Annotated in this window: 11 protein-coding genes and 1 pseudogene; 6 read left to right on the plus strand and 6 right to left on the minus strand. The window is 68.9% G+C overall.

The window, feature by feature from the left end:
- Positions 1–138 precede the first annotated feature (138 nt).
- On the plus strand, positions 139–1638 hold the full coding sequence (locus RDU12_RS01050) for a phosphomannomutase/phosphoglucomutase (RefSeq protein ID WP_300292885.1): 1500 nt from the start codon (positions 139–141) through the stop codon (positions 1636–1638).
- A gap of 541 nt (positions 1639–2179) precedes the next feature.
- Here the strand turns inward: RDU12_RS01050 and RDU12_RS01055 are convergent.
- Entirely contained in the window at positions 2180–3232 is a 1053-nt protein-coding gene (locus RDU12_RS01055; protein WP_308683973.1) for a putative sulfate exporter family transporter, read from the minus strand.
- A 99-nt stretch (positions 3233–3331) separates the two neighbouring features.
- Positions 3332–3811: an SRPBCC domain-containing protein gene (locus RDU12_RS01060; protein ID WP_300293660.1), complete on the minus strand. Its 480-nt coding sequence runs from the start codon at positions 3809–3811 to the stop codon at positions 3332–3334.
- A gap of 50 nt (positions 3812–3861) precedes the next feature.
- Between RDU12_RS01060 and RDU12_RS01065 the strand changes: the two genes are divergently transcribed.
- Positions 3862–4185, plus strand: a complete 324-nt coding sequence (locus tag RDU12_RS01065; RefSeq protein WP_300293662.1) for a helix-turn-helix transcriptional regulator — start codon at positions 3862–3864, stop codon at positions 4183–4185.
- On the opposite strand, the gene glmM is transcribed toward RDU12_RS01065, so the two are convergent.
- The gene (gene glmM / locus RDU12_RS01070; RefSeq protein ID WP_308683974.1) at positions 4182–5531 is read right to left on the minus strand and encodes a phosphoglucosamine mutase; all 1350 of its coding nucleotides are present in this window, start codon (positions 5529–5531) and stop codon (positions 4182–4184) included. The genes RDU12_RS01065 and glmM overlap by 4 nt on opposite strands.
- 175 nt (positions 5532–5706) lie before the next feature.
- Between glmM and glmS the strand changes: the two genes are divergently transcribed.
- Positions 5707–7521: a glutamine--fructose-6-phosphate transaminase (isomerizing) gene (glmS, locus tag RDU12_RS01075; RefSeq protein WP_300289360.1), complete on the plus strand. Its 1815-nt coding sequence runs from the start codon at positions 5707–5709 to the stop codon at positions 7519–7521.
- Positions 7522–7576: 55 nt separating this feature from the next.
- Positions 7577–8455, plus strand: a complete 879-nt coding sequence (gene galU, locus RDU12_RS01080) for a UTP--glucose-1-phosphate uridylyltransferase GalU (RefSeq protein ID WP_300289361.1) — start codon at positions 7577–7579, stop codon at positions 8453–8455.
- Positions 8456–8512: 57 nt separating this feature from the next.
- Here galU and RDU12_RS01085 read toward each other — a convergent pair whose 3' ends face one another.
- Both RDU12_RS01085 and RDU12_RS01090 read right to left on the minus strand, forming a co-directional pair.
- Positions 8513–8737, minus strand: a complete 225-nt coding sequence (locus tag RDU12_RS01085; protein WP_300289362.1) for a hypothetical protein — start codon at positions 8735–8737, stop codon at positions 8513–8515.
- A gap of 14 nt (positions 8738–8751) precedes the next feature.
- Complete coding sequence (locus RDU12_RS01090; RefSeq protein ID WP_300289363.1) at positions 8752–9516, minus strand: alpha/beta fold hydrolase; 765 nt, start codon at positions 9514–9516, stop codon at positions 8752–8754.
- A gap of 71 nt (positions 9517–9587) precedes the next feature.
- Here RDU12_RS01090 and RDU12_RS01095 point away from each other — a divergent pair, with 71 nt between their 5' ends.
- On the plus strand, positions 9588–10547 hold the full coding sequence (locus RDU12_RS01095) for a glycosyltransferase family 9 protein (protein ID WP_300289364.1): 960 nt from the start codon (positions 9588–9590) through the stop codon (positions 10545–10547).
- A gap of 123 nt (positions 10548–10670) precedes the next feature.
- The gene (gene infC, locus RDU12_RS01100; protein ID WP_300289365.1) at positions 10671–11192 is read left to right on the plus strand and encodes a translation initiation factor IF-3; all 522 of its coding nucleotides are present in this window, start codon (positions 10671–10673) and stop codon (positions 11190–11192) included.
- Between the two features lie 29 nt (positions 11193–11221).
- Here the strand turns inward: infC and RDU12_RS15855 are convergent.
- Positions 11222–11431, minus strand: a pseudogene (locus tag RDU12_RS15855) (trans-splicing intein-formed DNA polymerase III subunit alpha C-terminal partner DnaE-C); the annotation flags it as partial.
- Positions 11432–11436: the final 5 nt, after the last annotated feature.

Here is an 11436-nt window from a genome sequence, read left to right on the forward strand (position 1 = left end):
GTCAAGCTTTGCGCCCTGCGCGGGGTTCCCGGGACCGATCCCCGGCCTGACGCGTTGTTGCGGCGCGGCGGGACCGGGGGCTAGAAGCGTGGCCGTGGCCGGGCCCGTCCGTTTCTCCCAGCCGAACGTCGAGGATCCATGCTGAAACCCCGTTCCGATCTCCGCCCCAACACCGCCGACTACGAGACCATCCCGCTGGTGAAGCCGACGGGGTTCCGCGAGTACGACGCGCGCTGGATCCTCGAGAAGGAGATCAACCTGCTGGGCATCCAGGCGCTGGGCCTCGGCCTGGCGACCTATGTCCACGAGATCGGCCAGCGGCCGCGCATCGTGGTCGGGCACGACTACCGGTCCTATTCGCTGACGGTGAAACAGGCCCTGATCCTCGGCCTGCTGGAAGGCGGGATGGAGGTGGTCGACATCGGCCTGGCCCTGTCGCCGATGGCCTATTTCGCCCAGTTCGAGCTGGACTGCCCGTGCGTGGCCATGGTCACGGCCAGCCATAACGAGAACGGCTGGACCGGGGTCAAGATGGGGGCCCAGCCGCCCCTGACCTTCGGCCCCGACGAGATCGGGAGGCTGAAGGACATCGTGCTGAAGGGCGAGGGCGTCGGCCGCGGCGGCGGCAAGCTGATCCGGGTCGAGGATTTCCGCGAGAAATACATCGCCGACATCGTGGCCAAGACGAAGCTGAGCCGGCCGATCAAGGTGGTGGCGGCCTGCGGCAACGGCACGGCGGGCGCTTTCGCCCCGGAGGCCCTGCGGCGGATGGGGGCCGAGGTGATCGAGATGGACACCGAGCTCGACTACAATTTCCCCAAATACAATCCGAACCCCGAGGACCACGCCATGCTGATGCAGATGGCGCAGAAGGTGCGGGACACGGGGGCCGAGGTGGCGCTGGGCTTCGACGGCGACGGCGACCGCTGCGGCGTGGTCGACGACACCGGCGAGGAGATCTTCGCCGACAAGATCGGCCTGATGCTGGGCCGCGACCTGTCGGCCCTGCACCCCAACGCGACCTTCGTCGTCGATGTGAAATCGACCGGCCTGTACAAGACCGATGAGGTCCTGAAGGCCAATGGCGCGACCACCGTCTACTGGAAGACCGGCCACAGCTACATCAAGCGCAAGACGGCGGAGCTGGGGGCGCTGGCGGGGTTCGAGAAGTCCGGCCATTTCTTCTTCAACGCCCCGCTGGGCCACGGCTATGACGACGGCATCGTCGCGGCCGGGGCGATCCTGGCCATGCTGGACCGCAATCCGGGCAAGAAGCTCTCCGATCTGAAGCGGGCCCTGCCGGACGCCTGGACCAGCCTGACCATGTCGCCGCATTGCGACGACGAGCTGAAGTACGAAGTGCTGGAGCGGATCGTGGCCGAGTATCAGGCCCTGGCCGACGCGGGCGGGTCGATCCTGGGCCGCAAGATCGTCGAGGCCATCACCGTCAACGGGGTGCGGGTGCATCTGGAGGACGGATCGTGGGTGCTGGTTCGGGCCTCGTCGAACAAGCCGGAGCTGGTCGTTGTCGTGGAGAGCATGCGGTCCGAGGACGACATGCGCGCCCTGTTCCGCGACGAGGTGAAGCCGCGGCTGGCGAAATACCCCGAGATCGGCGCCTACAACCAGGAAATCTGAGGCTGACAAGCAGGCTGGATGCGCCCTGCTTGTCATCCCGGCCGAAGCGAAGCGGAGAGCCGGGACCCAGGACAGGCCACACCTGTCTCCCGGCCGGCTCGCAGAGCTGAGCCGGGAGAATGCCAGACTGAAGCAACCCTGCTCCCGGACAGGCGCGAGCGCCTTCCGGGAGGGATCGGATTGGCATGACCCCGTCCCCGATAGCCGCTGCGCGGCTTCGGGGATGACAAGGGGTCGCGATCTCGGGCACCGCAGGCGACAGGGTCGCCGAAAAATCGCCAAACCCTGTCATCCCGACACTTTGGTGCACGGCGGCCCGGCTCGCCTGGAGACGGAACGGAGCCGGTTCCTGCGGCGGAAGCGGCGGCGGCTGGCTGTCAAAGACCCGTCCCTGCAGGGACGAGGGCATTCAAGCACGGCGATACGTCAATCCCGGACGCAGGCATGAAGCGCGCTCGCGCCCGCTGCACGGGATGACAGGGTTCTGACCGGGTTTGGCCGGGATGGCAGGGTATCGGAGGACCGGGTTGCCCGGCCGCGCTCAGACCAGCGCCAGCAGGCCGATCAGGCCCAGGGCCAGGCCGATCAGGGCCAGCAGCGACAGGGTGACGACGGCGGCGATGCGGGGCCCCGAGCGGGCCACGGCGCGGGCGTCGGTGCTGAGACCCAGCGCGGCCATGGCCAGCACCGTCAGGGCTGTGGTCAACCAGCCGAGGGCGGGCAGGGCGGCGGCGGGGATCAGGCCCAGGGACCGGGCGCCCATCATCAGCAGGAAGCCGACGATGAACCATGGCAGCAGATGGCCCAGCGGCACGCGGCGCGGCGGGGCGTCGGCGGCCTCCGACCCGGCGTCGACCCGGCGGCGCAGGGCGACGATGACCGCGAGGGCGAGGCAGACCGGGCCGAGCATCAGCACCCGGACCAGCTTGATCAGGGTCCCCGCCTGGGCGGCCACGGCGCCGACCGGCAGGGTGGCGGCCAGCACCTGGGGCACGGCGTAGACGGTCAGCCCGGCCAGCACGCCGTAGCGGACGTCGCTCATCGGCAGGGCCGCGCCGAGCACGGGCAGGGTCAGGACCACCACGACGCCGAGCACGGCGGTGAAGGCGATGGCGGCCGAGACGTCCTCGGCGTCGGCGTCGATCACCGGCGCCACGGCGGCGATGGCCGAGTTGCCGCAGATGGCGTTGCCGCAGGCGATCAGGACCGCCATCCGCCGCGGCAGGCGCAGCAGCCGGCCGAGGCCGTAGCTGACGACGATGGCGAGGGTGACGACCAGCGCCGTGCCCAGCAACAGGCCGGGCCCGATGGCCATCACCGTCGCGGCGCTGACCGAGGCGCCGAGCAGGACCACGGCGATCTCCAGCAGGGTGCGGGCGCTGAACTCGACGCCGGGCCGGACGGCCGCCGGGGGCGTCCACACCGAGCGGATCGCGGCGCCGATCAGGATGGCCAGCACGATGGCGTCGATCCAGCCGCGCCCGAACAGCCGCAGCTCCAGCGCCTGCACGGCGACCGCGGCCACGGCCACGGCGGCGCAGGCGAGCAGGCCGGGGATCAGGGAGAGGGCGCCGGGCCGGCGGGCTAGAATCATGTCGGCAGACTGCTCCGGTCCGACGGCGGGTTCCATCGTTGAGTTGAGGTGGAGCCGATCGGGCGTCGAACCGGCGAAGTCGAGGCGCCGAATGGTCGCCTAGCGATAGGCGCCGGTCCTGAGATTGATGCCGTACTCGACATTGGCCTTGAGCGCCGACAGCATCTGCGACCAGCCCATGCAGTTGCCGTAGGAGGCCTTGAGGCCCGTAGGGGTTTCGCGCCACCCTTCTTCGGCGATGCGAACCAGCGTGCGGGTTCCGTCATCCAGAGGCTGGAAGGTCATGGTGACCGTCGTCAGATAGCCCGCGTCCACGACCGGGTCTTCGCCCTCCGGCACACCCTCGTTGGCCTCCCAGCGCAGAACGATCCGTTCGTCCTGAACAACCTCGACGACCTCCACGGGGAAGGCGCCGGGAAAGTCGGCGAACTCCCACTGAACCGTCGCGCCCGTCTCCAGCCGGCCGACGGCGCCGCCCGTGGTGAAATAGGCGGACAGTTTCGTCGGATCGGCGACGGCCTCGAACACCTCATGGACCGGCCTCGCGACGCGGGTCGACACCTCGAATTTCAGCTCCATTGGTCCTCTCCGTGGTTGCGGGTCGGGTTTATATGTTATAGAAACATAACATGTCAAACGACGATGATCTCGACAGCGTTTTCAAGGCCTTGGCCAATCCCGTTCGCCGGAGATTGATGGATGCGATGAAGGACGGGCCGCGGACCACCGGGCAGCTGTGCGAGGCGGAGCGTGCGTTGGACCGCTGCACCGTGATGCAGCATCTGAAGACTCTGGAGTCGGCCGGACTGGTCGTCGTTCGCCGCGAGGGCCGCGAGCGCTGGAACCATCTCAACGCCATGCCGATCAAGGCCGTCCACGACCGCTGGATCGCGCCCTACGCCCGCGGCGCGGTGGCCATGCTGGCGGACCTGAAGGAGAGGGTGGAGGTCTAGCCCGCCGCCTTCACCGCCGCCGACACGTCGGCGACCACCGACCTGACCAGTCCGGCGTCGTCGCCCTCGGCCATCACCCGGATCAGCTTCTCCGTGCCGGAGGGGCGGACCAGCAGGCGGCCCTGGCCGTTCAGCCGCGCCTCGGCGTCGGCGATGGCGGCCTTCACCTTCGCGTCTTCCAACGGCTTTCCGGCCTTGTAGCGGACGTTCTCGAGCTTCTGCGGGACCCTGTCGAACTGCTTCGCCAGTTCGCTCATCGGCTTGCCGCTTTCCACGAGCACGGCGAGCACCTGCAGCGCCGACATCAGGCCGTCGCCGGTGGTGGCGTAGTCGTGCAGGATAATGTGGCCCGACTGTTCGCCGCCGAGGTTGAAGCCGCCTTCGCGCATCCGCTCCATCACATAGCGGTCGCCGACCTTCGTCCGCTCCAGCGTCAGGCCCTCGGCCTGCAGCCGGCGTTCGAGGCCGAGGTTGGACATGACGGTGGCGACCAGGCCGCCGCCCTTCAGCAGGCCGCGCCTGGCCCAGTCCAGGGCCACGAGGGCCATGATCTGGTCGCCGTCGACGACCTGGCCCTTCTCGTCGCAAATGATGACCCGGTCGGCGTCGCCGTCGAGGGCGATGCCGATGTCGGCGCGGTAGGTGCGGACCGCCTCGGCCAGGGTCTCGGGATGGGTCGATCCGCACTCGGCGTTGATATTCAGGCCGTTCGGCTCGACGCCGACGGCGCAGACCTCGGCGCCCAGTTCATAGAGGGCGGTCGGGGCGACCTTGTAGCCGGCCCCGTTGGCGCAATCGACGGCGATGCGCAGGCCCTGCAGGCTGAGCCCCTTGGGGAAGCTGGCCTTGGCGACCTCGACATAGCGGGCCTGGGCGTCGTCGATGCGCTTGACCCGGCCGAGGGCGTCGGGCGGGGCCAGGTCGGCGTCGAGGGCCTGGTCCATCATCGATTCGATCTTCAGCTCGACATCGTCCGACAGCTTGTAGCCGTCGGGGCCGAACAGCTTGATGCCGTTGTCGAGATAGGAGTTGTGCGAGGCCGAGATCATCACCCCGATGTCGGCGCGCATCGAGCGGGTCATCATGGCCACGCCGGGGGTCGGCAGCGGCCCGAAGGTGCGCACGTCCATGCCGGCCGCCGAGAAGCCGGCGACCAGGGCGGGCTCGATCATATAGCCGGACAGGCGGGTGTCCTTGCCGATCACCACCAGGTGGCGACGGTCGTCGGCCGACATGAACAGGCGGCCGGCGGCGAGGCCGACGCGCAGGGCCACCTCGGCCGTCATCGGATGGCTGTTGGCGCGACCGCGAATGCCGTCGGTGCCGAAATAGCGTCTCTCGCCCAAGTCCAGTCTTCCTCGTATCCAGCGCGCTACGGTTGCGCGGAAATGTTGCGAAACCGCTTTTCAGGTGCAATTCCCGGGCCGTCTCGCCTAAACCGGCGCCGACGATCAGGCTGGCCCTAGACCATAGCCTGTCCGTGCGCAAAGCACGGAAACCAGATTTGCGGGGAGTTGTATCATGTGCGGCATCATCGGCGTGACCGGGACCGGCCCGGCGGTTCCCCGCCTGATCGACAGCCTGAAGCGGCTCGAATACCGCGGCTATGACTCGGCCGGAGTGGCGGCGCTGGTCGACGGCCGCATCGAGCGGCGGCGCGCCAAGGGCAAGATCCGCGAGCTGGAGGCGGTGCTGGCGGCCGAGCCGCTGAACGCCACGGTCGGCATCGGCCACACCCGCTGGGCGACCCACGGCGCCCCGACCACCGAGAACGCCCATCCGCACAAGGCGGGGCGGGTGACGCTGGTGCACAACGGCATCATCGAGAATTTCGCCGAGCTGAAGGCCGAACTGGCCGGCGAGGGCCACGTCTTCGAGAGCCAGACCGACACCGAGGTGGTGGCCCATCTGCTGGACCGCGAACTGTCGCGGGCCAATGATCCGCTGGTCGCCTTCAAGACGGTTCTGGACCGGCTGACCGGCGCCTATGCGCTGGCCGTGCTGGTCGAGGGCGAGGACGGCCTGATCCTCGGGGCCCGGCGCGGCAGCCCGCTGGTGGTCGGCTGGGGCGAGGGCGAGATGTATCTCGGCTCGGACGCCCTGGCGGTCGGCCCGTTCACCCAGCAGATCTCCTATCTGGAGGAAGGCGACTACGTCGGCCTCGACCGCTCCGGCGCGCGGATGTTCGACGTGGACGGGAACGCCGTCGACCGGCCGGTGGTGCAGGTCTCGGCCTCGTCGGCCCTGGTCGAGAAGGGCGAGTACCGGCACTTCATGGAGAAGGAGATCCACGAGCAGCCGGACAGCGTGCAGCACACCCTGTCGCACTACCTCGATTTCGTGAACGGCAAGGTCAAGGTCGACGGAACCGATTTCGCCGCCGTCGACCGCATCCAGATCGTCGCCTGCGGCACTGCCTTCTACGCCGGCCAGATCGGCCGCTATGCGTTCGAGAAGCTAGCCGGCCTGCCGTGCGACGTCGAGATCGCCTCGGAGTTCCGCTATCGCCAGCCGGCCCTGACGCCGGGGACGCTGGCGGTCGCGGTCAGCCAGTCGGGCGAGACGGCGGACACCCTGGCCAGCCTGTCGTGGTGCAAGGCCAACGGGCTGCAGACGGCGACGCTGGTCAATGTGCATTCCTCGTCGATGGCGCGCGAGGCCGGGACGCTGTGGCCGACCCACGCCGGGCCGGAGATAGGCGTGGCCTCGACCAAGGCCTTCACCGCCCAGGTCGCCGCCCTTCTGGCGCTGGCAGTCACGGCGGGGGTGCAGCGCGGTCACATCGATGCGGTGCGCGAGGCGGAACTGGTCCAGGCCCTGTTCGAGGCCCCGCGCCTGATCGCCGAGGCCATGCTGATGGAGGACGACCTCAAGGCCGTCGCCCATGACGTGGCCAAGGCCACGGACGTGCTGTTCCTCGGTCGCGGGGCGATGTTCCCGCTGGCCATGGAAGGGGCGCTGAAGCTGAAGGAGATCAGCTACATCCACGCCGAGGGCTATGCCGCCGGCGAGCTCAAGCACGGGCCGATCGCCCTGGTCGACGAACTGACCCCGATCGTGGCCCTGGCCCCGATGGACGAGGTGTTCGAGAAGACGGCGTCGAACCTGCAGGAGGTGGCGGCGCGCGGCGGGCCGGTGATCATGATCGCGCCGAAGTCGGCCCCCGATCCGCATGGCGCCGGCATCCGCCGCGTCGATGCGCCCGAGTGCCACTCGCTGATCGCGCCGCTGGTCTATGCCGTGCCGGTGCAGCTGCTGGCCTATTATGTGGCGGTGCAGAAGGGCACGGACGTCGACCAGCCGCGGAACCTGGCCAAGTCGGTGACGGTGGAGTGATCGCGCGACGCGGCTTATGCGTTAGGCTGTTCGACTTCGCCGTTCAGGATATCGCATGACCGCTCACGCCCGCCGCCTTCGCAAGGCCGTCCTGCCCGTCGCCGGCCTCGGCACCCGGGTGCTGCCCGGCACCAAGACCACGCCCAAGGAACTGCTGAACGTCGTCGACCGGCCGATCCTGAGCTACATCGTCGAAGAGGCGCGCGAGGCCGGGATCGAGCACATCGTCTTCGTGACGGGGCGGTCGAAGGGGGCGATCGAGGACTATTTCGATCACCAGATCGAGCTCGAGGCCCAGCTGCTGGCCAAGGGCAAGACCGAAATCCTCGACATGATGAACGCCGAGCTGGCCCATGCGGGCGAGATGAGCTTCACCCGCCAGATGCAGCCGCTGGGCCTCGGCCACGCGGTCTGGTGCGCCCGCGACATCATCGGCGACGAGCCGTTCGCGGTGCTGCTGCCGGACGTGATCGTCGACGCGGCGCCGGGGGCGCTGAAACAGCTGGCCGAGGTCTATGCGGAAGTCGGCGGCAATGTCATCGGCGTCGAGGCCGTGCCCGAGAGCGAGACCCACAAATACGGCATCGTCGATCCGGAGAACCGCGACGGGCGTCATATCCGCATGAAGGGGATGGTCGAGAAGCCGCCGCGCGGCGAGGCGCCGTCGAACCTGTCGATCTCGGGTCGCTACATCCTGCAGCCGGAAATCTTCGGCATTCTCGAGAACCAGCCGCGCGGAGCGGGCGGCGAGATCCAGCTGACCGACGGCATGGCCCGGCTGATGAAGGACCAGCGCTTCACCGCGGTCGAATACGAGGGCGTGACCCACGACTGCGGCGACAAGATCGGCCTGCTGCGGGCCAATGTCGCCCTGGCGCTGAAGCGGCCCGACCTGGGCGAGCAGGCCCGCGCGGCCATAGCCGCGCTCCTTTAGACAGGTCCGGCGCGCAAGCCCGCCGGGGGCGCCGCGATCACGGCCCTGCTCTGATCGTCAGCCGCCGACGCGGGTCGAGGGCTGGCCGGTGACCTTGCAGACGTTGTCCAGCTGCGGGCGGCCGGTTTGTTGGCCGGTGGGGGACAACACGCCGCCGCGGGCCTCGCAGTCGGCCGCGAGCCGGGCGAGTTCGGTCTCGTAGTGGCTCGGGCCCATGCCGGAGGCGCAGGCCGAGAGCGTCACGGCGAGGGCGGCGGGAGCGACGAAAAGGGCGATACGCATGGCGTTTCTCCTGGTTAATCCGGAGACACTATAGAGCCCGAGCGGCGGTTCCGTTCAACGGCCTCGACGAGGCGGTCGAGATCGGTCGGCGAGGACAGGCGGTGATCGCCGCCCTCGATCAGGTCCAGCCGCACATCGCCGCCGGTCAGTCGCTCGATCAGGGCGCTCTGGCGCCGCCACGGCACCACATCGTCGGCCCGGCCCTGCAGGATGTGGACCGGCGCCGGGACGGGCAGGGGGCCGCGCAGCAGCAGCCAGTCGCGGGCCTCCTCGAACATGCGGCGGGTCAGGACGTATTCGCCCAGCCCTTCCTCGACCACCAGGGTCTCGCCCTCGCGCAGGATGGCCTGGCGCTCGTGATCAGCGAGGCCCGGCCACATCAGGTCTTCGGTGAAGTCCGGGGCGGGATTGACCAGCACCACCCCGGCCAGCCGGTCCGGTCGGGCCAGCGCCAGCAGCAGGGCGATCCAGCCGCCCATCGACGAGCCGACGGGTACGATGGGGCCTTCCAGGCTGTCGATCAGGGCGACGGCGTCCTCGCGCCAGCGCCCGATGGTGGCCTGACGCCAGTCGCCGGACGAGACGCCGTGGGCGAAATGGTCGTAGCGCAGATAGTTCCAGCCGCGCTCGCGCGCCGCGGCGTCCAGCGCCAGCGCCTTGGTCCCCTCCATGTCCGAGCGGAAGCCGCCGATCCAGACCACCGTCGGACCGGAGCCCCGCACGCGTTTGAAGGCGAGGCGTTCGCCGTCCGGGCGGGTCAGATGTTCAAGGTCGTCCATCGGCGTCCCTCTCGCGCAATCGTTTCGGGACTGATAGCGAACGACCGCAAGCGAAGCGAAGGCCAATCCGCGTGTCCGAACCCAGGGTCCTGTTCGTCTCCTCCAACCGCATCGGCGATTGCGTGATCTCCTCCGGGGTGATCCGCGAGATCGGCCGCCAGCTGCCCGGCGCGCGCATCACCGTCGCCTGCGGCCGTCCGCCCGCGCCGCTGTTCCGGTCGGCGCCCGGCGTCGAGCGGGTCATCATCCTCGACAAGAAGAAATTCGCCGGACACTGGATCGATCTGTGGAGGCAGGTCTGGCGCACCCGCTGGGACATGGTCATCGACATCCGCGGCTCGGCCTTGGCCTTCCAGGTGCGGGCGAAGACGCGCCGGGTCTATCACCGCGGGCTGGAGACCGGCCTGCCCAAGGTCGAGATGGTGTCGCGCATGATGGGCGCGGCGCGGGCCCTGGATCCCGAACTGTTCCTTGACGACCAGGCCCGCGCCGAGGCGGCGGCGGTGATCGATCCGCAACTGGCCGCCGCGCCCGGCCCGATCCTCGCCCTCGCCCCCATCGCCCACCAGCCGGGCAAGAGCTGGCCGTCCGACCGCTGGGGCGGGCTGGTCGAAAGGCTGAAGGCCGAGCCGCGCTTCGACGGCTGGCGTTTCATGCTGGTCGGCGGACCGGGCGACCATCCGCCGGCGGCGCCGGCCTTGGCGGCGGCCGGGGAGCGGGGGATCGACTTCGTCGGCAAGGGCGACATCCTGGCCTCGGCGGCGGCGATCGACCGGGCGGCGCTGTTCGTCGGCAACGATTCCGGGCTGATGCATGTCGCCGCCGCGGCCGGCCGGCCGACGCTGGGTCTGTTCGGTCCGACGGAGTGGTGGCTGTACGGTCCGTGGGGCCCGAAGACCCGCACCGTGGCCTCCAACGAGACGCGCGGAGAGTTCGCGCCGATCGAGGCGCTGACGGTGGATCATGTGTTCGAGGCCGTACTGGGCCTGCACGATGCCTTCATCGGCGGGGCCGGCCCCGCCAAACCTTGAAGCGGCGGGCATTCGCGGTCATATAGGGCCGGCTTGGAGGGAACGCCGCGATCTGTCGCGCGCTGACTCCCGTCAAAGCGCTTATCGTCCACTTGCAAGGAAACGACGCCCATTCGCCGTCCGATGAACCAGCCGCCCGTCAAGGACGGGCCGCCCATGAACCAAGACATCCGCGCGCCGCGCGTTCTGCTGATCGATCAGAACGGCGAAAAGCAGGGCGTCATGCCCACGTCCGCCGCGCTGGAAGCCGCCGAAGAGGCCGGCATGGATCTGGTTCAGATCGTCTCCACCTCCGAACCTCCGGTGGCGAAGATCCTCGACTACGGCAAATTCCGCTTCCAGGAGCAGAAGAAGAAGGCCGAGGCGCGCAAGCGCCAGAAGGTCGTCGAGCTGAAGGAAATCAAGCTCCGGCCGAACATCGACGTTCACGACTACGAGGTGAAGTCGCGGGCCATGCACCGGTTCTTCGAGGAGGGCGACAAGGTCAAGGTGACCCTGCGCTTCCGCGGCCGCGAGATGGCTCACCCGGAACTGGGCATGAAGCTGCTCAACAAGGTCCAGGCCGACTTCGACGAGATCGCCAAGGTCGAATATGCGCCGCGCATGGAAGGCCGGCAGATGATCATGATCCTGGCCCCCAAATAGGCCGCTGATCCAGGACGAGAGTCGAACGCCCCGGCCTTGATCAGGCTCTCGATGGCCCTCTTGTTGAGGAGGCGCGAGTCGACCCGCCGGCAGAAATCGTAGAGGCTCTTGAAAGGGCCGGTTTCCGCGCGGACGGCCTCGATACCCTCGATGGCCCCCTCCCCGAGGTTCTTAACGGCCGTAAGCCCGAAGCGGATCTTGCCGCCCGTGACACTGAACACGGCCCGGCTTTCGTTGATGTCGG

The sequence above is a fragment of the Brevundimonas sp. genome, from assembly GCF_031082345.1.
Taxonomy (GTDB): domain Bacteria; phylum Pseudomonadota; class Alphaproteobacteria; order Caulobacterales; family Caulobacteraceae; genus Brevundimonas.